Origin of the sequence: Streptomyces malaysiensis subsp. samsunensis, assembly GCF_024519315.1 — a bacterium.
Classification (GTDB): Bacteria; Actinomycetota; Actinomycetes; order Streptomycetales; family Streptomycetaceae; genus Streptomyces; species Streptomyces malaysiensis.
This window is the reverse complement of the sequence record NZ_JANIIC010000005.1, coordinates 233171-255155: the sequence shown is the minus strand read 5'-3', so window position 1 is coordinate 255155 and position 21985 is coordinate 233171. Positions and strand designations below refer to the sequence as shown.

At 71.9% G+C, this 21985-nt stretch carries 21 protein-coding genes and 1 pseudogene; 9 read left to right on the top strand and 13 right to left on the bottom strand.

The window, feature by feature from the left end; all coding sequences use genetic code 11:
• Positions 1 to 131: 131 nt before the first annotated feature.
• The gene (locus NQU54_RS06995; protein ID WP_257630276.1) at positions 132 to 1499 is read left to right on the top strand and encodes an MFS transporter; all 1368 of its coding nucleotides are present in this window, start codon (positions 132 to 134) and stop codon (positions 1497 to 1499) included.
• A gap of 46 nt (positions 1500 to 1545) precedes the next feature.
• Positions 1546 to 2472 carry a LysR family transcriptional regulator gene (locus NQU54_RS06990; protein ID WP_257630275.1) on the top strand — a complete coding sequence of 309 codons (927 nt, stop codon included), beginning with the start codon at positions 1546 to 1548 and terminating at the stop codon, positions 2470 to 2472.
• 25 nt (positions 2473 to 2497) lie between these two features.
• Here NQU54_RS06990 and NQU54_RS06985 read toward each other — a convergent pair whose 3' ends face one another.
• Positions 2498 to 3373: a universal stress protein gene (locus NQU54_RS06985; protein ID WP_257630274.1), complete on the bottom strand. Its 876-nt coding sequence runs from the start codon at positions 3371 to 3373 to the stop codon at positions 2498 to 2500.
• A gap of 198 nt (positions 3374 to 3571) precedes the next feature.
• On the opposite strand from NQU54_RS06985, the gene NQU54_RS06980 reads away from it, so the two are divergent.
• The gene (locus NQU54_RS06980; protein WP_257630273.1) at positions 3572 to 4441 is read left to right on the top strand and encodes a universal stress protein; all 870 of its coding nucleotides are present in this window, start codon (positions 3572 to 3574) and stop codon (positions 4439 to 4441) included.
• 56 nt (positions 4442 to 4497) lie between these two features.
• Here NQU54_RS06980 and NQU54_RS06975 read toward each other — a convergent pair.
• The 4 genes and pseudogenes from NQU54_RS06975 to NQU54_RS06960 form a co-directional block, all read right to left on the bottom strand.
• Positions 4498 to 4848 (bottom strand): annotated as a pseudogene (locus tag NQU54_RS06975) (SDR family NAD(P)-dependent oxidoreductase); the annotation flags it as partial.
• Positions 4849 to 4976: 128 nt separating this feature from the next.
• The gene (locus NQU54_RS06970; protein WP_257630272.1) at positions 4977 to 6596 is read right to left on the bottom strand and encodes an alpha/beta hydrolase; all 1620 of its coding nucleotides are present in this window, start codon (positions 6594 to 6596) and stop codon (positions 4977 to 4979) included.
• 212 nt (positions 6597 to 6808) lie between these two features.
• On the bottom strand, positions 6809 to 7741 hold the full coding sequence (locus tag NQU54_RS06965; protein ID WP_257630271.1) for a M56 family metallopeptidase: 933 nt from the start codon (positions 7739 to 7741) through the stop codon (positions 6809 to 6811).
• A 16-nt stretch (positions 7742 to 7757) separates the two neighbouring features.
• The gene (locus tag NQU54_RS06960) at positions 7758 to 8135 is read right to left on the bottom strand and encodes a BlaI/MecI/CopY family transcriptional regulator (protein ID WP_257630270.1); all 378 of its coding nucleotides are present in this window, start codon (positions 8133 to 8135) and stop codon (positions 7758 to 7760) included.
• 256 nt (positions 8136 to 8391) lie between these two features.
• On the opposite strand from NQU54_RS06960, the gene NQU54_RS06955 reads away from it, so the two are divergent.
• The 3 genes from NQU54_RS06955 to NQU54_RS06945 all read left to right on the top strand — a co-directional run bounded on the left by NQU54_RS06955 (position 8392) and on the right by NQU54_RS06945 (position 11541).
• The gene (locus NQU54_RS06955; protein ID WP_257630269.1) at positions 8392 to 9609 is read left to right on the top strand and encodes a glycosyltransferase family 4 protein; all 1218 of its coding nucleotides are present in this window, start codon (positions 8392 to 8394) and stop codon (positions 9607 to 9609) included.
• Positions 9610 to 9787: 178 nt separating this feature from the next.
• A complete protein-coding gene (locus tag NQU54_RS06950; protein ID WP_069861685.1) occupies positions 9788 to 10624 on the top strand; it encodes an undecaprenyl-diphosphate phosphatase in 837 nt (278 codons plus the stop codon).
• A complete protein-coding gene (locus NQU54_RS06945) occupies positions 10621 to 11541 on the top strand; it encodes a DUF6537 domain-containing protein (protein WP_257630268.1) in 921 nt (306 codons plus the stop codon). The genes NQU54_RS06950 and NQU54_RS06945 overlap by 4 nt, the downstream gene beginning before the upstream one ends.
• A gap of 51 nt (positions 11542 to 11592) precedes the next feature.
• On the opposite strand, the gene NQU54_RS06940 is transcribed toward NQU54_RS06945, so the two are convergent.
• Positions 11593 to 12114, bottom strand: a complete 522-nt coding sequence (locus NQU54_RS06940; protein ID WP_257630267.1) for a PaaI family thioesterase — start codon at positions 12112 to 12114, stop codon at positions 11593 to 11595.
• 87 nt (positions 12115 to 12201) lie between these two features.
• Between NQU54_RS06940 and NQU54_RS06935 the strand changes: the two genes are divergently transcribed.
• Entirely contained in the window at positions 12202 to 12669 is a 468-nt protein-coding gene (locus tag NQU54_RS06935) for a winged helix-turn-helix transcriptional regulator (RefSeq protein ID WP_069861714.1), read from the top strand.
• Positions 12670 to 12763: 94 nt separating this feature from the next.
• Here the strand turns inward: NQU54_RS06935 and NQU54_RS06930 are convergent, their stop codons facing one another.
• On the bottom strand, positions 12764 to 13882 hold the full coding sequence (locus tag NQU54_RS06930) for a YeiH family protein (RefSeq protein WP_257630266.1): 1119 nt from the start codon (positions 13880 to 13882) through the stop codon (positions 12764 to 12766).
• 118 nt (positions 13883 to 14000) lie between these two features.
• On the opposite strand from NQU54_RS06930, the gene NQU54_RS06925 reads away from it, so the two are divergent.
• Positions 14001 to 14909, top strand: coding sequence for a LysR family transcriptional regulator (locus NQU54_RS06925; protein WP_069861718.1), 909 nt, complete (start codon positions 14001 to 14003; stop codon positions 14907 to 14909).
• A gap of 191 nt (positions 14910 to 15100) precedes the next feature.
• Here the strand turns inward: NQU54_RS06925 and NQU54_RS06920 are convergent, their stop codons facing one another.
• From NQU54_RS06920 to NQU54_RS06900, 5 genes are all read right to left on the bottom strand, one after another.
• Entirely contained in the window at positions 15101 to 16513 is a 1413-nt protein-coding gene (locus tag NQU54_RS06920) for a hypothetical protein (RefSeq protein WP_257630265.1), read from the bottom strand.
• A gap of 184 nt (positions 16514 to 16697) precedes the next feature.
• A complete protein-coding gene (locus tag NQU54_RS06915; RefSeq protein WP_093700795.1) occupies positions 16698 to 17273 on the bottom strand; it encodes a TetR/AcrR family transcriptional regulator in 576 nt (191 codons plus the stop codon).
• A 2-nt stretch (positions 17274 to 17275) separates the two neighbouring features.
• Positions 17276 to 18256: an oxidoreductase gene (locus tag NQU54_RS06910; RefSeq protein ID WP_306278424.1), complete on the bottom strand. Its 981-nt coding sequence runs from the start codon at positions 18254 to 18256 to the stop codon at positions 17276 to 17278.
• Positions 18257 to 18400: 144 nt separating this feature from the next.
• The gene (locus tag NQU54_RS06905; protein WP_257630264.1) at positions 18401 to 19195 is read right to left on the bottom strand and encodes an SGNH/GDSL hydrolase family protein; all 795 of its coding nucleotides are present in this window, start codon (positions 19193 to 19195) and stop codon (positions 18401 to 18403) included.
• On the bottom strand, positions 19185 to 19751 hold the full coding sequence (locus NQU54_RS06900) for a PadR family transcriptional regulator (protein WP_079256783.1): 567 nt from the start codon (positions 19749 to 19751) through the stop codon (positions 19185 to 19187). The genes NQU54_RS06905 and NQU54_RS06900 overlap by 11 nt, the downstream gene beginning before the upstream one ends.
• Before the next feature lie 96 nt (positions 19752 to 19847).
• On the opposite strand from NQU54_RS06900, the gene NQU54_RS06895 reads away from it, so the two are divergent.
• The gene (locus NQU54_RS06895) at positions 19848 to 20312 is read left to right on the top strand and encodes a nuclear transport factor 2 family protein (RefSeq protein WP_257630302.1); all 465 of its coding nucleotides are present in this window, start codon (positions 19848 to 19850) and stop codon (positions 20310 to 20312) included.
• Here the strand turns inward: NQU54_RS06895 and NQU54_RS06890 are convergent.
• Entirely contained in the window at positions 20290 to 21909 is a 1620-nt protein-coding gene (locus NQU54_RS06890) for an amidohydrolase (protein ID WP_257630263.1), read from the bottom strand. The two genes, NQU54_RS06895 and NQU54_RS06890, sit on opposite strands and share 23 nt — an antisense overlap.
• Positions 21910 to 21985: the final 76 nt, after the last annotated feature.

Sequence of the window (21985 nt, the reverse complement as noted above, 5' to 3'; positions counted from 1 at the left end):
CGACCGAGGCGGAACCCCGTGTGCTCACCCAGCCCCCCTCCCCAATCGGCCGGCCCGCGCGCTGAGGGCACGGCGACCGGCGGCACCCGCTCAGCTCCGGTTTCTTCCACCCATTCCCCAAGGAGGCGCGCATGCCCACTCCTCACACCGACGTCACCACGGCCGAGGTCGAGGTGGCCACCGACGTCGCCGCACTGCGCAGAAGCGTTGTCGCGGGAGCCGTCGGCGTGTTCGTGCACTGGTTCGACTGGGCTGCCTACGCCTATCTCGCCAGTACCGTCGCGACCGTGTTCTTCCCGGACGAGAACGGCACCACCGGACTGCTCGCCGTGTTCGGCGTGTTCGCCGTGTCCTTCGGCATCCGGCCGATCGGTGCCATGGTGTTCGGACCGCTCGGTGACCGTATCGGCCGCAAGCGCACACTGTCGCTGGTCATCTTCATGATGTCCGGCGCGACCCTCACGATAGGTCTGCTCCCCGGCTACGCCGCGATCGGGGTCGCCGCCCCGGTGCTCCTGGTGATCCTGCGCCTGGTCCAGGGATTCGCGGCGGGCGGCGAGTTCGGCAGCGCGGCGAGCTTCCTCGCCGAGACCGCCTCCCGGCGCCGCCGCGGATTCGGGGTGAGCTGGCTGGAGGTCGGCTCGCTGCTGGGCTTCCTCGCCGGTTCGTTCGTCTATCTGCTGCTGTCGACGGGGCTCGACGAGAGCCAGCTGACCGCCTGGGGCTGGCGCGTCCCCTTCCTCATCTCCGCGCCGCTCGGCGTCATCGGCTTCATCATCCGCAACAAGATCGAGGACACCCCCGAGTACCGGGCGCTCGAAGCCAACGACACCGTGGCGCGCACCCCCGTACGGGAGCTGTTCCGCCACCACAAGCCGCAGCTGCTCCAGGCGGCGGGCCTGATGGCGGCCATGCATGTGCCCTTCTACGCGGTGCTGACATACCTGGTCACCTACGAGACCGACCACCTGGGGCACTCGGCGGGCAGCGCCGCCCTGCTGTCCACGGTGATCTCGCTGCTGGGGCTGGTGCTGGTCCCGGTGTTCGGGCTGCTGTCCGACCGGGTGGGACGCAAACCGGTCTTCGTCGGGGCCACCGCGGCCCTCCTGGTCCTCTCCACCCCCGCGTTCCTCCTGATGCGCGGCGGGCTCGCCGGAACCTGGATCGCCGGTCTGCTGCTCGGCGCGATCCTCGCCGCGATCCTCGGCACCTACGCGGTGTGGTCGGCGGAGATCTTCCCCACCCGCACCCGCCAGAGCGGCCTGTCCATCGCCTACAACATCACCGCCGCCCTGTTCGCCGGCACGGTGCCGTATCTGATGACCGTGCTCATCTCCGCGACCGGCTCCACCCTGGTGCCCGGCCCCTATCTGATGGTGTTCGCCGCCGGCGGGCTCATCGCCGCGCTGTCCCTGAAGGAGACCGCCGGTTCCGCCCTGCTGCGCCCCGAGGACGTCTCCGACCCGCCCTCCGAGCGTCATGAGGCGCCGGCCGTATAGGGTCGGCGTCGATACGGACACGGATCACCAGGCGCGAGGGTCACGCATGACGTCACCGGTGGGTTTCACCCTCCTCCAGCTCCGCTACTTCCTCGTCGCCGCCGAGCGCGGTTCGATGACGGAGGCGTCGGGGGAGCTCCACATCGCGCAGTCCGCCGTGTCCGCGGCCATCCACAACCTGGAGCGCGACCTGGGGGCGCAGCTGTTCATCCGCCGCAGGGGCCGGGGGCTGACCCTGACCCCCGCGGGGGAGAGGCTTCAGCAGCACGCCCGGGAGCTGCTGGCCCGCGCCCGTGAGGTCGAGCGGGAGGCCCGGGGAGACGGTGAGACCATCTCCGGGCCGGTGGCCGTCGGCTGCTTCGTGACGCTGGCCCCGTACTATCTGCCGCCCCTGTTCAGCGAATGCACCCGCCACTACCCGGGCATCGAGATCGACGTGGTGGAGGCGGAGACGGATCAGCTCGTCCAGGCGCTGGGCGCGGGGCGCATCGACTTCGCCCTCACCTACGACCTCGGTCTGCCGGCCGAACCCGATCTGCGCAGCGAGACGATCGCGCGGGCCCCGGCCTATGTCATCGTCCCGGCCGATCACCCGCTGGCCCGGCAGGGCGGCGTGGAGCTGGCCGAACTCTCCGCGGAACCGCTCGTCCTGCTCGACCTGCCGCACAGCCGCGACTACTTCCGCTCGCTGGTGGCCGCCACCGGCACCGCGCCCGATGTCCGCTACCGCACCCGGAGCTATGAGACCGTACGGTCGCTGGTGGCCCGAGGGCTCGGATACTCCGTACTGAACCAGCGCCCCGCGACCAGCCAGACCTACGGCGGCGGCGAGATCGCGGAACTGGAGCTGCGGGACGAGAGCCCCGCGCTCGAAGTCAAGATCGCCTCGGTGAAGAGCATGACCCAGACCGCCCGCGCGCGGGCGGTGATGGAGCTGCTGCGGGAGATCGCCGCCCGCCCCACCAGGGCCTGAGCCACCGGATCCGCCGTGGCCGTGGTCAGGCGCGCGGGACGGTGATGACCGGACAGCGCGCGTGCAGCACCACGCCCTGGCTGACGGAGCCCAGCAGCATGCCGGTGAAACCGCCGTGCCCGTGTGTGCCCACGATCAGGCCGAGGGCATGTTCGGACGCGTCCGCCAGGGCCTGCACCGGGTGGCCCGGTACGACCTCTTGGCGCAGTTCCACCTCCGGATGGTCGGCGGTACGCCCGGCGACGGTCTCCGACAGCAGCCGACGGCACTCGTGGACGGCCTCGTCCTCGTCCACCAGTCCGAGCCGCGGAGGCTGCCACACATAGAGCGCCCGCAGGGCCGAGCCGTGCACGGCGGCCTCGTCGAAGGCGAAGTCGACCGCGGCCGCGGAGTGGCGGCTGCCGTCGACCCCGACCACGAAATACGGCTCCCGCCGGGGAGCGAGTTCCGACTCCGGTACGACCACCACCGGGCAGGGCGCGTGGGCGATGAGCGGCAAGGTGACGGCGGAGGAGGCGAAGAGCTCCTGAAGAGCGTTCAGACGCCACGAACCGAGCACCACTTCCGTGGCGTTCCGCGCCTGCTCACGCAGCACCCAGGCCGGATGCCCCTCGGCCAGCAGCCCCGACACCCGCAGCCGGGGATGCCGGGACTCGACGGAGGCCACCGCCTCCTTCAGCACACGATCCCCCGTCGCGTGCAGCGCGTCGTTCCACTCCTCCCAGGACGGCCGCCCGCCCGTCGGCCGGTACCCGGGGGTCGGCACGTTCTGCGCGAGGGCCACCAGCAGCGGCAGACGGCGCCGGTCCGCCTCGTCCGCGGCCCAGTCGAGTGCCGCGCGTCTGCCCGGATCGGGGTCGAGACCGACCACGATCGGTTCCTGTCCGGGTGCCTGCGCCATCGCCGACCTCCTGTGGCGGAGCGTCCTCCGACGGGATGCTGTCCATGCCGCCGACGGGATGTGTCCATGCTGCGCGCCTCCGCGCCACCCTGCGAATCGGAGGCGGAGCGCGCGAGGACCGCACCCCCGCGGTTCTCGAGTGGCCGGGGGAGACCGGGGGGCCGGACACTGGAGGCGCGAGATCGAGGAGGAGTCCCCATGGCTCGCCCCATCACCGTAGGTCTGGACGGATCGCCCGAGAGCCTGGACGCCGCCGACTGGGCGGCGCGCGAGGCCCGGTCGCGTCATGCGCCGCTGCGCCTGGTGCACGCCTGGATGCCGCCGCCGCGGACGGCGCGGACCGCGCAGGCTCCCGAGGCCGGGAAGGAGTGGGCCCACACGGTCCTGGAGGACGCGGAAGCCGATCTCGCCGCCCGCTACCCGGATGTGCCCCTCTCCACCGAGCTGATGGCGGAGACGGCCGTCCCGGCCCTGGTGGCCCAGGACGCGGGCTCTGAGATGCTGGTGCTGGGCTCACGGGGCCGTGGCGCCGTGGCCGGTTTCCTGCTCGGCTCCATCGGGCTTCATGTGCTCGGCCGGGCCACCCGCCCGGTCGTGCTGGTGCGGCAGGGAAGTGGCCGGGCACACGGGCCGACCGGGGGAGATGTGCTGGTGGGGGTCCAGGACCCGCCCGAGTCGGCCGCGCCGATCGAGTTCGCCTTCGCCACGGCCGCGGCACGGGGCACGGGAGTGCGCGCCGTACGGGCCTGGGCGCTGCCGCCGGTGTTCGAGTACGGCACGCCGTATCTGCGGGCCCTCGACGAGGCCGGTGGCATCGAGCCCGGTGAGCGGAAACGGCTGGCGGAAGCGGTCCTGCTGTGGCGGGAGAAGTACCCGGAGGTGCCGGTGACCGAGCATGTCGAGATGGGCAACGCCGCTGAGGTGCTGCTCACATCGGCCGTGGGGGCGGGGCTCGTGGTCCTCGGCCGGCACTCCCGACGGTCCGCCGTCGGCCCGCGCCTCGGCCATGTGGCACACGCCCTGCTCCACCACGCGGCGTGCCCCATCGCGGTCGTCCCCTACGACTGACCCCGCGGCCGCGCGGAACCACCTCCGTGGCCAGGTGCTTCTCGACCGGATCACACTCATGCCCGCCGCCCGCCGTCGACCGACATCGCGATCCCGGTGACGTAGGACGCGGCGTCCGAGCAGAGCCAGACCGCCGCCGCGGCGACCTCCTCCGGAGTGGCCAGCCGGCCGAGCGGCGTGATCGCCTCCTGCCGCGCGGTCATATCGGTGCCGGCCGCCACCTTCTCGAACCCGGCGGTGCGGGTCGGTCCGGGACAGACGGCGTTGACCCGGATGTTCTCCGGCGCGTGGTCGACCGCTGCGGCCTTGGTGAGGCCGACGACGCCGTGCTTGGCGGCCACGTAGGCGGGGGCGTGCGGGATCGCGTACAGACCGCCGTTGGAGGCGATGTTGACGATCGCGCCGTGGCGGGTTCGCCCTCGGCCCATGGGCGACGGCAGGCCCGGAGAAGTCCGGGTGATCCCGCGACGCCGGCCGGATGGGGCGGAACCCGTCGCGGGTCCCGCCCCACCTTCCGCGCGTCACCTGCCGTCGGTCAGAAGCGGTCCGGGGAGCGCTGCGGGAGCGGCGCTCCGGGGAGTACGTCCCGCTTCCGGTTCTCCCGGGCGTCGCCGTTCGAGCCGGCCGTCGCCTCGCAGGTCACGTCCTTCGCCGGCAGCTTGCCGGTGGTCAGGTAGTCCTCCACCTCGCCGTCGGCGCACGCGTTGCCGCTCGGGTAGACGCCGTGGCCCTCGCCGCCGAGGACCGTCAGCATCTTCGAGCCCTTCAGATCGGCGTGCAGGGCCTGACCGCTCGGCAGCGGGGTCTGGGAATCCCATTCGTTCTGCACGACCAGCGAGCCGACCTTGTTGTTCACGACGGTGGCCGGTTCGGCGGACCTGTCCCAGAACGCGCAGGGCTTGACGCTGGACGCGAAGTCGCCGAAGAGCGGGTAGCGGCCCTTGTCCTCGATGGCGTCCCGCCGGTAGCTCTCGGGGTCGCGGGACCAGGCGGCCGAGTTGTCGTTGCACACCACGGTCCAGAAGCCGGCGGTGCCGTTGTCGGACGGGACGTCGGCGTCGGCGGCCGGGCGCGCCGTTCCGGCCGGAGCCGGGAGCCTCTTCGCGGAGGCGGGCTCGCCGGCCGCGGCCTTCTTCAGCTCCACGACCAGTTCGGTGCCCTCCTTCACACCGAAGACCGCGCCCCGCATCATGCCCCGGACGTCATCGCCGGTGTACTTCTCCCCGTCCATCTCGATGGGCTTCTCGTCCGCCCGCTGGACCAGGTCCCAGAACGTCCGGTCGACCTTCTTCGGGGTGTCGCCGAGGCCGTACTGCTCCGAACGCGCGGCGGCCCACTCGGTCCACCGGTCGAACGCCGGCTCGGCACCCTCCGCCCACCACTGGATCATCCCCCGCCAGGCGCGCGCCGGATCGACCGCGCTGTCCAGCACGAACCGGTCGGCCCGGCCCGGGAACATCTGGGTGTAGACGGCGCCGAGGTAGGTCCCGTACGAGTAGCCGAAGTACGAGACCTTCTTCTCGCCGAGCACCGCCCGCAGCAGGTCCATGTCGCGCACCGTATTGCGCGTGGTGATGTGCTTCAGCGTGGCGCCCGACTTCTCACGGCACTTGCGCGCGACATCGCGCGCCCAGGCCACGTCCTTGTCGAACGTCGCTTCCTTGTACGGCCGCAGCCAGTTCTCCTCCTCCGGCTCCAGACCGCAGGTGACGGGGGTGCTCCGGCCCACGCCACGCGGGTCGAAGCCGATGAGGTCGTACTTCTGCCGCGCGGACTCGGGCAGCGACTCCTTCATCAGCATCGGCATGTCGAGCCCCGGCCCGCCGGGGCCGCCGGGATTGGCGAGCAGAACACCGTGCCGCTGGTCCGGTGCGGTGCTCTTGATCCGGGATATGGCCATGTCGATCCGCTTGCCGCCGGGAACCCGGTAGTCCAGCGGCACCTTGATCGTCGCGCACTGGTATTCCGCCGGCAGGTCGGCCTCGCACCGCTGCCACTTCGGCTTCTGTTCGACGTACTGGTCCAGGGCGCTCCCGGTGGCGGCTGCCGGGGCGGCGCCGACCTCGGCGGCGTCGGCCGTGGAGGTGGCGAGCGCGGGAGCCAGCGTTGCCGTGACACTGACAGCCAATAGGGGCGCCAGACCTCGTCTACGCACGAAATCGTTCCTTCCGCTTGCGGATTGGGACAGGAACGATCATTCAGGTGGTGTGCGTCGGACGACATCGGTCGCACGGCCTCAACTCCCCTCCGTCTACGGGGTGATGGGACGGCCGTGCGTGGTCCCTTGGTTGTACGGCGAGGGGTACCGGGGTACGGGGAGGCGGCCGCGGTACGGGGACGCGCCCGGCCCGCGGTCGTCCGGGCCTGTCAGGCGCCGACGGCCTCCAGCAGGAGGTGGAGGTCGTGGGCGGCTTCGGCGGTGGAAAGGGCCGTGGCCGCGAGGACGACGACGGTCGCGGCGGCGAGGACGGGATGGCGGCCGAAGGGCGGCGCCAGGAGGGCCGCGACCCGGCGGGGCACGGGGCCGGCGGCGGTGAGCGGGCCGCGGCGGCCGAAGATGGCCAGGCCGACGCCGGCGGCGCGGGCGGGGGTGTGGTGGGCGGCGAGGGCGGCCTTGGCCACGGTGTGGGCGACCTGGGTGCGGTCGCCGGTGGCGGTGGCCGCGTTCTCATCGGCCCACCGTTCGATGGTGTACGACACGGCCGTGGCGAGGGGGCGCAGCAGCGGATTGGCGGCGGCGCCGAGCTGGGCCAGGGCGACGAAGGCGTAGTGGTGCGCGCTCAGGTGGGCGCGCTCATGGGCGAGCAGGATATGGCGCTCGGTCTCGTCCAGGGTGCGCAGCATGCCGGTGGAGACGACGACGCGGCCGGGCAGGCCGGGGATCGCGAAGGCGTCCGGGGCCTCGTCCTCGACCACGACCAGGCCGTCTTCGGTGGGCATGCACTCCGCTTCCAGGACGGCGGCGGCCAGGGTGCGGGCACGCCGCCAGAGCATCCGGGCGGCCATGAGCACGGCGGCGCCGAGCAGCAGTCCGGCGATCATGGCGACGGACAGTTCGGCGGGGTCGTCGTGCTGAGCGTCGTGGGCCGACCAGTGGCCGAGGGTGGCCAGCTCGGGGAGGCGGATCAGCCCGGTGACGGCCAGCAGCCCCAGGGAGATGGTGGTCGCCGTGCCCAGTACGAGGGCCGAGACGGTGAGCAGCCACGTCGCCAGGCGGGGTTCGCACCGCTCCGACAGGGGGCGGGCGCCGAGGGGCGCGAGCAGGGACAGCAGCAGGGGTATGTAGACGGCGATGCGCATCCGGACGGCCTCTTCGCTACTGGTCGGGTTCGAGCAGTTGGCGCAGCAGGTCCGCGTCGGCGGTGGACAGGCCGTCGGCGAAGCGGGCCAGGACGTCCTGGCGGTCGGATCGCTCCTCCAGGACGGATCGCATACGGCGGGCGGCGAAGCCGGGGTCGTCGGTCACGGGGGCGTAGGCGTAGGCCCGGCCGCGCGGGGTGCGGGTGAGCAGCTGCTTGGTGTGCATACGGGTGAGGATCGTCACCACGCTGTTGTAGGCCAGCCCGCCGCCGATGCGTTCGGTGACCTCGCGGGGGGTCAGCGCGCCGTCGGCCCGCTGTAGCAGATCGAGGATCTCGGCCTCGCGCGCGCCGTTGGGCCGCTTGGAGCCGCGTCCTGGCGTATGGGCGCCCATGGGTTTTGGCGTTCCTCCCTCTTATCTTTTACAGTCGTGTAGGACTCCTACACCGGTGTAAAAGTCGCTGTCCGTCAAGTGTGCCATGTGCTTGTACCAGGGCAGAACTCTGCCCTGCGCCGCGCACGGCCGGAAAGGACCCTGCGGTGCCTCTCGATCTCCATGCGCTGGATGCCGCCCGACCGCCGACAGCGTTCGGCACGGTGGGCGGCTCCCTCGCCGATGGCATACGCGCTCGGCCCTCGGGGAGCGCCAAGTGAAGATCACCTTCCTGATTCACCATGTGTACGGGATCGGCGGCACGATCCGCACCACGCTCAATCTCGCCGCCGAGCTCGCCGACCGGCACGAGGTGACGGTCGTATCGATGCTCCGCCACCGCTCCTACCCGCGATTCGCCATCGATCCACGGGTGACGGTGGTGCCCCTGGTCGACCTGCGCGCGGACGCCGCGGACGCCTCCGACCCGCTGCTGCACCAGCCGGCCGAGGTCTTCCCCACCGCCGAGAAGCGGTACAAACAGTACAGCCGCCTCACCGACCGGCGGGCGAGGGAGTACCTGCGGAGCTGTGACGCGGACGTGATCATCGGCACCCGGCCGGGCGTCAATGTGTACCTGGCCCGCTTCGCCCCGCCCCGGGCGCTGCGCATCGCCCAGGAACACCTCACCCACGACACGCACCCCAAGAAGCTGCGCGCCCAGCTCGCCGGCCAGTACCGCGACCTGGACGCGGTGGTCACCACGACCGAAGCCGACGCGGCCGTCTACCGGACGAGGATGCGGCTGCCGGGCGTACGGATCCTGGCCATACCCAACAGCGTGCCCGACCCGGGCCCGCTGCCCGCCGACGGCGGCACCCACGTCATCGCCGCGGCCGGACGGCTGGTGCGCGCCAAGCGGTTCGACCTGCTCATCGAGGCGTTCACCGACACCTCCGCCAAGCATCCGGACTGGTCGCTGCGCATCTATGGCGCGGGCGCCGACAAGGACCGGCTCCAGCGGCTGATCGAGGAGCAGGGCCTGGGGGACCGGGCGGCGCTGATGGGCGCGGTGTCCCCGATCGAGGACGAGTTCGCGAAGGCGTCGATCGTCGCCTCCGCCTCCGACGCGGAGTCCTTCGGCATGACGCTGGTCGAGGCGATGCGCTGTGGCAAACCGGTGGTCACCACCAACTGCCCGCTCGGCCCCGCCGAGATCATCAACGACGGTGTCGACGGCCGCCTGGTCCCCATGGGCGACCGGCAGGCGCTGGCCGTCGCGCTGTGCGACCTGATCGCCGACGAGCCCGCCCGCCACCGCATGGGCGAGGCCGCCCGCGCCGCGGCCGGCCGCTTCGATCCGGCCCCCGTCGCCCACGCCTACGAGGAACTGTTCGGCGACCTCGCCGCCACCCGCTCCGCCCGCGCCTGGCAGCGCCGCAAGGCCCGCTGGCGCGGTCGCGCGGGCCGGGCCCTGCGCCACCTGCGCCGCTGAGCCCCTGCCACCACCCGCGGCCGCAACGCTGTCCCGTCCCCCGCGGTCGTAACGCTGTCCCATTCGGTCGTAACGCCCCCCCCGCGGCCATACCGCGGGGACCTCCTCGCGGTCGTACCGCGCCGCGCCGTTCCCCCGCGGACACGGCTCGTCCCAGCCCTCACAGAAACGGATCCAGATGAGTGCCATCAGCATCGGCCAGGCGGCCATCCTCGGCATCGTCGAAGGCATCACGGAGTTCCTGCCCGTCTCCTCCACCGGTCATCTGAAGATCACCGAAGGGCTGATGGGCATTCCGGTCGACGACACATCCGTGGTCGGCTTCACCGCCGTCATCCAGGTCGGCGCGATCGCCGCGGTGCTCGTGTACTTCTTCAAGGACATCGTGCGGATCGTCTCCGCCTGGGGCCGCGGACTCGCCGACCGTGAGCAGCGGCACCACCACGACTACAAGTTCGCCTGGTGGGTCATCTACGCCACCATCCCCATCGTGATCGTGGGCCTGGCCGCGAAGCCGTTCATCGAGGGCCCGCTCGCGTCCCTGTGGGTGGTCGCCGGCTCCCTCGTCGCCGGGTCGGCCGTGATGTGGGTGGCCGACCAGATGGGCCGCCACAAACGCGGCGAGGACGACACCAGCTTCAAGGACGCCATGCTGGTGGGCTGTTCGCAGATTCTCGCGCTGCTCTTCCCCGGCTTCTCCCGCTCCGGCGCCACCATGTCCACCGCGCTCATCCTGGACCTGGACCGGGTGGCCGCCACCCGCCTGTCCTTCTTCCTCGGCATCCCGGCGCTGACCGGCGCGGGCCTGTACGAACTGAAGGACGCCGTCGGCGCCGGGGTCGGCAGCGCCCCGCTCGTGGTGGGCACCGCCGTCTCCTTCGTGGTCGCCTACGCCTCGATCGCCTGGCTGCTGAAGTTCGTCGCCAAGCACTCCTTCAACGCGTTCGTCGTCTACCGCGTCGCCGTCGGGCTGCTGCTGCTCGGCCTGCTGGGCACCGGGGTGCTCTCCGCGTGACCGTGGTGAGCGCGGTCCCGCGGCCGCCACGCCGGATCCCGTGGCCGGCGCTGGTCGCCCTCGCCTATGCGGTGGCCCAACTCGCCCTCGTGGTCCCGCACCTGGGGCTGGGCTGGGACGAAACGGTGTACGTCTCCCAGGTCGATCCGGGCCGTCCGGCGGCGTACTTCAGCGCCCCGCGCTCGCGCGGCATCAGCCTGCTGGCCGCCCCCGTGCTCGCCGTCACCCACTCCACCACCGTGCTCCGGATCGTCCTGGCGCTGTTGTCCGCCGCCGCCCTGTACGCGGCCTACCGCGTCTGGCAGCCGCTGCTCGGCCGTGCGCGTACCGCCCTGGCCGCGCTGCTGTTCGCCAGCTTGTGGACCACCGTGCTCTACGGGCCGCAGGTCATGCCCAATCTGTGGGTGGCCCTGTCCGCGGTGGCGGCCGTCGGCTGGTTCCTGCGCGCCGTACACCTCCATGAGCGGCGGCGGGCCCTGCTCGGCCTCGGCGCCATGGTTGCCGCCGCCACCTGCTTCCGCTTCTCCGACGGCGTCTGGCTCGCCCTGCCCCTGCTCGCGGCGTGCGCGATCGTCCCGGCCTGGCGGCGCCCGGCGCCCGCGCTCGCCGTGGCCGGAGGGTTCGCCATGGGCGGCGCCGAGTGGGTCGCGGAGGCGGACGCCTTCGGCTACGCACACGTCCGCCGCGTCGAGCGCGCGCTGATCCAGGAGTACCGCGAAACCGTCCTGGGAGCCCTGGCCGCCGCGAGGCCCGCCACCGATCTCGACGCCGTGGTGGAGCTGGCGGAACTCCCCGACATGGTGCGCGGCTATGAGCGGATCAAGCTGGACAACGTCGACGCCTACCACCGGCGGCGGTCCGAACTCCTGGAGCAGCTGCGGCCCGCACCAGTCCAAGAGACGCCGACGTGTCGCTGAGCCACCGCAGGATCGGGCCGAGCCCCAGATGTCCGAGGGCTGGAAGGGGGGCTACGTGTGCTGTCCGTCCCGCGCCGGGTCGCGGGAGGGCAGCGGGAAGATCATGCAGCTGCTGGTGGCGTGTGCGAGCAGACGATCCGCCTCGTCGAACAGCTCGGCCTGGGCGAGCGCGGTGCGGCGGCCACTGCTGAGGACGGTGCCCACGGCGCGGATCTCGCCGGTGTCCACGGTGACCGGCCGAAGGAACTTCACCGTCAGGTCCAGGGAGGTGTAGCCGACGCCGGCCGGCAGTGTGGAGTGCACGGCGCATCCGGACGCCGAGTCCAGCAGGGTGGCGTAGACACCGCCGTGCACGCTGCCCAGGGGGTTGTAGTGCTCTTCGCCGGGGCTCAGGGAGAACACCACGCGCCCGTGCTCGGCCTCGGTGAGGGTGAAGCCCAGCGTGGCGCTGATCGGTGCCGGGGGAATGGCGCCGGAGGCGATGCTCCGTAGCGTCTCCAGGCCGGTGAGTGTGCCGATGGCCGCCGCCGATACGGCCGGGTCCTCCCACTCGTACGTTCGCGAGCGTCCCATGCTGTTGACCTCCCCGGCTGGTTTCTTGATCGACGCTAGCCCGCGGGCGTCTGGCTGTCAATCTCGCAGTCAGCCTATGATGGCCGTGTGAACTGGCTGAACATCAGCACCGAGAACTGCCCGATCCAGCGGACGCTCGACATCGTGGGCGAGAAGTGGACGCTTCTCCTGCTGCGCGACGCGGTCAACGGCGTCCGGCGTTTCGAGGATTTCCACCGCCATATCGGGCTTTCGGAGTCGGTCCTCACCGACCGGCTCCGGAAGCTGGTGACAGCGGGGATCCTGAAGGTCACCCCCTACCAGGAGCCCGGGAGCCGGGCCCGGAACGAGTACCGCCTCACATCCAAGGGCTGGGATCTCTGGCCGGTGCTGATGGCCCTGCGGCAATGGGGTGATCAGCACGCCGCCGACCCCGAGGGCCCGGTCCTGGACGTTCGGCACGCGGAGTGCGGTGCGCCGGTGCGCGCCGTCGTCACCTGCGGCGATGAGCGTGTTCCGCTCGGCCCCGCCGAGGTGACGGTCCTGCCCGGCCCCTCGGCGCGGCCTCGGCCCTGAGCCTGCTCCCGAGTCGCCGGGACACCGAGTCACCGACCCCGGCGGTCGCACCCCGCGACTGTGGCGGCCGCGCATTGCCCGACATCGACATGGGTCAACCGGTCAGGAATTGGAGCACGAGGCTGGTGGCCGAGACCACCACCCACAGACAGCCACCGAGGATGAGCGGCCGGGGGCCGGTGCGGCGCAGTGCGGTGAGGTCGGTGGACAGGCCCGTCGCGGAGAGCGCGACGGTGATGAGGAAGACCGAGAGCTCGCCGAGTCCATGGTGGGCGGCGGCCGGGATGAGGCCCACGCTGTTCGCCGTGGTCATCAGCAGGAAGCCGATCAGGAACCCGGGTACCAGCCTGACCACCCGGAGCCGGGGCCGGACCGTGGCTTTCGACGCGGCACGGTCACGGCGGCCCACCAGCCAGGCCAGTCCCAGGCAGATCGGGATGATCATGAGGCTGCGGGTGAGTTTCACGACGACCGCGTAGTTCGCCGCGGTCGGACCGTACGCGGTGGCGGCGGCGACCACCGAGGACGTGTCATTGACCGCCGTGCCCGCGAAGAGTCCGAAGCCGTGCTGACCCATCCCCAGCAGATGGCCGACCAGCGGGAAGGTGAGCACGGCGGCGATGTTGAACAAGAAGATGGTGGAGACCGCGTAGGCCACCTCGACCCCGGCCGCGCCGATGACCGGGGCGGTCGCCGCGATCGCCGACGCGCCGCAGACGCCCGTGCCCACGCCGATCAGCGTGCGCAGGTCCCGGGCTATGCCGAGCCACCGGCCGATGCCGTACGCGGCGATCAGACAGACCGCCAACGAGCCGATCATCACCGGAATCGAGTCCGCGCCCACCTGGACCAGCCGGCCCAGCGACAGCTGCGAGCCCAGGACGACGACCGACACCGGCAGCACCCGCTTGCTCGCGAAACCGATGCCCGGAAGCAACCGTGCTCCTGGCCTCACCACGGCGGCCAGCAGCACACCGAGGACGATCCCGGTCACCGGGCCGCCGATGAGCGGGAACTCCTTCCCCACCGCCGTGCCCGCCACCGCGAGAGCCAGGGCGAGGGCCAGACCGGGTACGAGAGCGGCGGCCCCCCGGCCCATGGGCGGTCGGGGCGGCTCGGCGCGACGCACGGTGGGCCGGGACGCCCGCGTCGGTTCGGCCTCCGGTCGTACGGGGACCTCCAGCGGGACCTGACAGTCCGGATCTTCGCTCATGGTCCGACTCTGCTGCGCTCCGGACCTGGGCTGTAGCCCCGAGATCGCGAGGAGGTCATAGCCAAGGGGAATGACTGCCGACCGGGCCCGGCCCATACCCTGGGGCCATGAGGAAGCTATGAGCCGGTTGCCGGATCTGGAGTCGCTGCGGCTGCTCGTCCTCGTCGGTGACGTGGGGAGCCTGAGCGGCGCGGCGGCGCGGCTCGGACTGGCGCAGCCGTCGGCGAGCAAGCGGCTGTCCATGCTGGAGCGCAGGCTGGGCCTGGTGCTGGTGGACCGGACCCGGCGGGGATCGGAGCTCACCGACGCGGGCCGGGCCGTGGCGGGCTGGGCCCAGGGGGTCCTGCGGGAGCTGGAGGGGCTGCTGACCGGCGCGGAGGCGCTGCGTACGAAGCGGGACGCCGAACTGAGGGTGGCGGCCAGCATGACCGTGGCCGAGCATCTGGTGCCGGGCTGGATCGGGGAGCTGCGCCGCACTCGGCCGGAGCTGTACGTCGGTCTCCAGGTGACCAACAGCGAACAGGTCCCGGAACTGCTGCGCGGCGGCGCGGCGGACCTCGGGTTCGTCGAGTCACCGCAGGCCCCGGCGGGGCTGTCGGCCCGGCAGGTGGCCACCGACCGGCTGCTCGTGGTGGTCGCCCCGGGGCACCCCTGGACGCGCCGCCGCCGTCCGCTGGGCGTCGCCGAACTCGCGGCCGCGCCGCTGGTGGTGCGCGAACGCGGGTCGGGCACCCGCGAGACCCTGGACCAGGCGCTGCGCAAGGCCGGTGTGGGCGAACCGCTGTGTCTGCTGGAGCTGGGGTCGGCGACCGCCGTACGCAATGCCGTGATCGCCGGAACCGGTCCGGCGGTGATCAGCGAACTCGCGGTACGGGCCGACCTCGCCGACGGCCGCCTGGTGTCGGTGGAGGTCGAGGGCATCGAACTGCGCCGTGTGCTGCGCGCCGTCTGGGCTTCGGGCCGCGTCCCCGCCGGCCCCGCGGCGGAACTTCTGGCCGTGACCAGACGCCGCGGAAAGAAGGCGTGAGGCGCCGCGGGGGCCGATGCGATTTCGGCGCGGGGGCCGCGGACGCCGACGCGAAATCGGCGCGGGTGTGGTGGGGACCGACGTCATATCGGCGCGCGCGGGCGCGGGCGTGGTGGGGCCGATGCGATTTCGGCGCGGGCGTTGCGGGAGCCGGCGCGGTATCGGCGCCGGCCCCGCACACCGTGGCATCGTCAGGGAGCGATGCCCACACCGTCGATCCGGCTCCAGGCCCTCTCCTGGGCGGATGTCATGGCCGGCCAGGACAGCCCTCCCGGCCGCGGCCGGACACGAGAGGCGTAGGGCTTGGGACCGAAACCGGCGTCGTAGAAGCACCCGGTGCCGTAGACGTGGTCGTACGTGGCGCAGGAGGACGCGATGGACCGCGGGGTCGGCCGCTTTCCGGTGCGCACCCAGGAGTCCAGCGCGGCGATGGAGTCGGCGTACTCAGAGTCGCTCAGCTCGCTGTGTTCGCTTTCCTTGGTGAAGGTCTGCACGAGGTTCTCCCCACGGTGCGCGCCATCGACGGTCGCCCGGTAGGCCGACTCGTGCTCGACGAACGCCGTGGGGTCGTCGATGGCGTGCATGGTCAGCACCGGGATGGCGATCTGCCCGGTGAGGTCGCTGTCGTAGGAGAGATCACGCCGAGCGGCCGGGTCGGCGGAGAAGCGCTCGACACCCGCGTTCAGCGCCTTGTCGTCATGTGAACCGGAGTACCACACGCCCTTGTTGCTGAAGGGATTACGGTCGCGGAGCCGGTTGTGCACGATGTCGCGGAAGGTGAACACCGAGAAGCGCAGATGCGACTCCAGCGTCCGCTCCGGGAGGCGGGTGACGGCGAGGATGTCGTCGAGGTTGCGCTGCTGCCGCTCGGTGCGTTCCTCGGGGGCGGAGGCGTAGCCGGTGCACTCCTGGAGGCGGGCGCGCAGCCCGGCCGTCGTCAGGGTCGAGGTGGGACGCAACCCCTGCCACAGCGGGTACCGGGGCTCATCGGGGCGAGGCAGGTTCTGGCAGTAGTACTGGTAGACCACCCGCAGATCGACGCGGTAGTCATAGCCCCGGGAGCCGCCGCCCAGGACACCGCTGGTGAGGAGGGCCCCGTCGTAGGGACCGTTCTTCTTCCCGTACGTCTCCACGACCTTGGCGGCCACGTTTCCGCCCCAGGACTGGCCGTGTACGTAGGTCCGCTCGGGCTTGCCGAACTCGTCCACGAACAGACGGCGCAGATTCTCCGTGTCGGCGGCCGCCATGCGCGTTCCATAGCCACCTCGCCGGTAGGACGAGCCCGCCCAGGCATAGCCCTCGGACACCATCACCGACCAGCGGTCCAGATCGCCGACGCTCCGCTCGGGATCGGAGCCATCGCCCAGGTCGGGGCCGCCGTGGGAGTGTACGACCAGCGACCCGTTCCACTTCTTGGGAACGGCGATCGCGTAGTAGGCCCCGTTGTCGTCCTGGCCGGTGTAACACGTGGCCTTGTCGCCAATGCTCGCCGGGCATGAGACCGGTGCGGGGCGCGACTCGGCCGCCTGGGCCGGGCCGGTTTGGACCAGTGTCCCCGCGACGACGCCCGCGATGCCGGCGGTCAACGCGACCGTACGCCGCATGCGCGCCAACGGCCGTGGAAGAGAAGGCGCGTTCCGTCTTGAGCTGTGCAAAGCGATGCTCCTGACCTCAGTGGCGCTCCCTTGCGCCAGGCGTTGCGATGCTAGGGAGGCCCGACCCGCAACACCATTGAGCAGGGAGTTCCGTTCATAAAGAACACCGCCCGCGGCGGTGGGCGTGGTGACCCTATGGACGAGTGACGACGCGTACGGAGACGCGCAGTCGCCGGCGGTACTCGTCGAGCGACGCCGACTCGTACTTGGCTCCGGCCGAGGCGTCGAAGAGGTGCTGGGCGACGTCGGTGGCGGACAACCCGGCCGCCTCCCACGCGTTGGCGCGCCCGCTCTGTGTCAGCAGCGCGGCGACATCGGTGACCAGGTCGTGTTCGAGCCGGCTCATCGGGGCCGCGGCGAAGGCTTGCGCGGCCCGCAGCGTCTCGGCGTAGGTCTCCCGGTCGACGATCTCGACGGTGACGGCGTGGAAGGCTTCGAACGCTCCGGCGAGACGCTCCTCGACGGTGTGGTCCGCCCGCCCGAGCGCCTGCCAGGTCGCCCCGCGCAGGTCGTCGAGCATCTGGGCCACGACCGCCCGGAAGAGGGCGTTCTTGGTCTTGAAGTGCAGATAGAGACCCTGCCGGGAGATGTCCGCGGCGCGGGCCACATCGTCCATCGAGGTCTTGCGGGGCCCGAAGCGCAGGAAGACGCCGACGGCCGCGCGCACGATGCCGTCCCGCCGCCCGGCAGGCTGTGGAGTGTCAGGCACGGTCAGCCAGTCTGACCGGTCCGCGCGGCCAAGGGAAACCCGACCCCGGTCAGCCGGGTGCTCTCCTCCCACAGACGGGCGGCGACCGCGGTGTCCTGTGCCCGCCGGATGATCCTCGCGGGGCCCGGATGGCCCTTGGTCTCGAAGAGACGCCGCGGACCCCAGTAGCTTCCGCCGGGCGCGCCCGGATCGGTGGCGGCGCGCATCGTGGTGAGAGCGCCTTTGTCCGGGCGCATGCCGATCCACCGGCTCACCCGCTGGAGGAACGCGGGGGAGTGGCGGGTCAGTTCGGTGCTGGTCCAGCCGGGATGCGACGCCGTCACGGTCAGGTCGAGGGCGGCGGCACGCAGCCGTCGGTCGAGTTCGAGGACGAACAACATGTTCGCCAGCTTGCTCTGCCCGTACGCGGCTCCCGTCGAGTACGGGCGGGTGCGCCAGTTCAGGTCCTCGAAGTCGATGCGGCCCTGCGTCTGCGCCAGGCTCGTCACGGTCGTCACCCGGGCGCCGGGGGTGCGCAGCAGCAGGGGGAGCAGGTGGCCGGTGAGCGCGAAGTGTCCGAGGTGGTTGGTGCCGAACTGCGACTCGAAGCCCTGCTTCGTGCGCGTCAACGGCGTCCACATCACGGCGGCGTTGTTGACCAGCGCGTCCAGGCGCTCCTGACCCGCGAGGACTTCGTGCGCGAACGCCCGTACGGAGTCGAGGTCGGCGAGGTCGAGTGAGCCCGCCCGTACGGTTCCGCGGGGGCCGCGGGCCCGGATCCGATCGACCGCCGCGGCCGCCCTGGCCGCGTCGCGGCAGGCGATCAGGACGTCCGCGCCCCTGTCGGCGAACATCGACGCGGCCTGGAAACCCAGGCCCGTGTTGCCACCGGTGATGATCACTGACCGGCCACGCTGATCAGGAACGTCATGAAGAGTCCACGAGGACAGCCCAACCACCTCCACGCTCGTAGTGAGGCAGACGAGGTTGACAACTTCAGTCATGAATGTCAACTGCGAGTGCGGTGCCGGGGAAGCCTGGTCCGGAGTATCCGGATCGCTGGGGCCGGACCGTCCCGTGGTGAGACCCGCCGACCCGAGGACCCGCCGTCGCCGAACGTGGGCGAGACCTCGGCCAGGACGCTTCGGCTAGGACGCCTCGGCACGCACCGGGGTCAGATGCGGGCGCTTGGCGGTGTGGCCGTCGCCGGAGGAGCGGCCGCGCAGCCGCCGGGCGAGCCAGGGGCCGAGGAAGGCGGCGGTCCATCGCACCTCGTCGGCGGCGGCGCGCCATCCGGTGGGCGCGGGGGTCGTCGGCGGGGGCAGTGGGTGGGTCCAGGTGTCGTCGGCGCCGGGGAGGCTGAGGGCGTGCGCGAGTGCGGCGGCGATGCGCTGGTGGCCGAGCGGGCTGGCGTGCAGGCGGTCGAGGCTCCACAGGCGGGGATCGGCGACCACGGGGTGGTGACCGGTCTCGGCGACGGTGACGCCGTGGCGCCGGGCGGCCTCGCGGATGCGCTGGTTCAGGGCGGTGACGCGCGGGGTGAGGGGGCGCGCGAGAGGGGTCATACGGGCGGGGTCGGGGAAGGTGAGTGTGGCCACGTGGGCGCCCTGGGCGGTGAGCGCGGCGAACATCGTCTCCAGCCGGTGGGCGACGTGGTCGGCGTCGAAGCGGGGGCGGAGCAGGTCGTTGACGCCGGCGACGACGGTGGCCAGGTCGGGGCGGAGGGCCAGGGCGGGCGCGAGCTGTTCGCTGTGGACCTGCGCGGCGAGGCGGCCCCGTACGGCGAGGTTGGCGTAGGAGAGGCCGGGGTCGCCGTGGGCGAGGTGTTCGGCGAGGCGGTCGGCGAAGCCGCGCAGCCCGGTGGTGTCGTCGCCGTCGCCCAGGCCCTCGGTCTGGCTGTCGCCCAGCGCGACGTAGCGGCTGTAGGCCGCGTCAGTGGGCATGGGTGTGCTGCCTCTGTCGCAGGACGGTGATGGTGTGCTCGCACCAGTCGCGGTTGCCCCGTTCGAGGGCCAGGCCGCGCAGACAGGTCAGATACGGGCCGATGCGGTCGCCGTGGCGGAGGAACTCCTCCTCCGTACGGTCACCGCGCATTTTGCGCAGCAGCTTGCCGAAGAGGTGGATCTTGGCCTCGGCGAAGGCGACACGCTCGGTGAGCTGGGCGATCAGGGTCTCCTTGTCGACGTGGTCGGCGGCCTGGACCTTGACGAGCAGGTCGTCGCGGATGAAGGAGGGCTTCGCGAACGCGGCCGTGAACTCCTCCAGCTCCGCCAGCCCGGCATCGGTCACATGGAACAGGCGCTTGGTGGGGCGGGTCTCCTGGACCACCGCCCGGCCCGCGATCAGCCCGTCCCTCTCCAGGCGGGTCAGCTCGGCGTAGAGCTGCTGCGGCTGGGCGTGCCAGAAGTTCGCCACGCCGATGTCGAACGCCTTGGTCAGCTGGTACCCGCTGAGCTCCCCTTCGAGCAGCGCCGCCAGTACGGCGTGCCGTAGGGCCATGGGATCGCCTCCTTCACCCCTCTGTCGCCGGACACCCGGCCATGGTAGTCATGAAAATGACTAATCGCATCCATGATGATAGAAGTTGGGGACGCCATGACCACCGCCGACCGCTTCCGTGCCGCCGTCGACAACCGGGACCTCACGGCCCTGGACGACCTGTTCACCGAGGACATCCGCTTCTACAGCCCCGTCAAGTTCACCCCCTTCGAAGGCAAGCCGATGGTGCTGGGCCTCTTCGGGGTCCTGCTGCGCACGTTCAAGGACTTCCGCTACGTCGGCGACTACACCGGCACCGCGCAGACCAGCACCGACGGCACGGCCGCCGAGTCGGCGGTGCTGCTCTTCCGCGCCGGGGTGGGCGACAAGGAGATCCACGGCATCGATCTGCTGCACTTCGACGACGACGGCCGGATCAAGGAGTTCACCGTCATGGTCCGCCCCCAGTCCGCCGTCCACGCCCTCGGCGAAGCGGTCCTCGCCGGTCTGGTTGCGGACGGCCTCGCCCCGGCGCCCGCCCCCTCCGACACCGTCCCGCTCACCGCGCCCCGGCGGGGGTGACCAGCCGGCCGCCGACGAATGTGTGGGTCGGCTCGAGGTCGCGGAGGGTTTCGGTGGGGCAGTGGGCGGGGTTCCGGGGCCAGACGGTCAGGTCGGCGAGGCGGCCCGGGGCCAGGGCGCCGCGCAGGGTCTCCTCGCCGCACAGACGGGCGGCCTGGGTGGTGTGCAGGGCGAGGGCCTCGTCGTAGCTGATGGCGTGCTCGGGGCCCTTGACGCCGATGACGGTCTGCCGCGTGGTCATGCCCCACACGGAGCGCATGGCGCCGAACTGGCCCACGGGGAAGTCGGATCCCGCGCTGACCTGGGCGCCCAGGTCGATCCAGCCCCGCGCGGGGAAGAGGCGCGCGACGCGGTCCGGGCCCCAGAAGCCCTCCTCCACCTCGGCGGTGTCGTGCAGCAGCGGCTGCTGGATGGTGACCGGGATGCCCAGGGCGACGGCGCGGGCACGCTGTTCGGGGCCGGCCAGGCCGCCGTGCTCCATGACGAGCGCCCCGGCGGGCAGGCCGGGGTTGCGCCGAAGGACGCGTTCGTAGACGTCCAGGAGGGTGCGGACCGCGCGGTCGCCGTAGGCGTGGGTGCCGACCCGCCAGCCGCGGCGGACCACGGCCTCGACCGCCTCGACCAGCGCGTCCGGCTCCCAGATCAGCATCCCGGAGTAGGAGTGGTCGCAGGCGTACGGCTCCTCGGTGGCCCCGGCCTCCAAGCCGCCGTCGAGGCCGAACTTCACGCCCCACACCCGCAGCCATGGATCGGATTCGTAGCGCCACTCCTCCATGGCGTCGAGCAGATCCTCCACCTGAGCCGCGCCGGTCATGCCGAGCGCCGAGATCAGGGCCCGCACCCGGGTGCTCAGCGCCCCCGCAGCGCCGGCGGCCAGGAGCACCCGGTAGTCCTCGGGGGCGACCGCGCAGTCCCGTACCGTGCCGATGCCGGAGGCGGCGTACTGGCCGCCGGCCAGGCGCAGTCCGTCGATGCGCCGGGCCTGGTCCGGGGCCGGGACCAGGCGCTCCACCAGGCCCAGGGCGTTGTCGATCAGCCGGCCGTTGAGCCTGCCGTCGGGGCCGCGGCCGATGGTGCCGCCCGGTGGTACGGGGGTGTCCTCGGTGATGCCCGCCAGACGGAGCGCGTAGGTGTTGACGACGTCGTTGTGGCCGCCGCGCTTGACCAGGACCGGGTGCCGGTCGGTGGCCCGGTCGAGTTCGGTCGCGGTGGGCATGCGGCGCTCGGCCAGGTTGAGCTCCTGCCAGTTGGTGGTGGTGCGGATCCACTCGCCCTCGGGGGTGGCCCTGGCCCGCTGCCGGATGAGGTCCAGGAATTCGGGGATGGTGCGGGCCTGATGGACGGGGACGTCATGCGCGCCGTACGCGGCGAAGATCAAGTGGGTGTGGGTGTCGTCGAACGCGGGCAGCACGGTGGCGTCCGGCAGGTCATGGACGGTGGTGCGCGACGTCACCCAGCCGTCAAGGCCGTTCGGGTCGGGGGACAGCGCCGCGATGCGGTCGCCCCGCACCGCCACTGCCCGCTGTGAGGGCTGGCCCGGCACCAAGGTGCGCACCGCGGCGGCCCGGATCAGCAGATCGGCTCCACGATCGGTCATATGCCGTCTCCCATCGCCATCTCGACGTTGTCGTCCGTAACGGGTCAGGGGCCGCGGGCGGACCGTTTGTTCATCC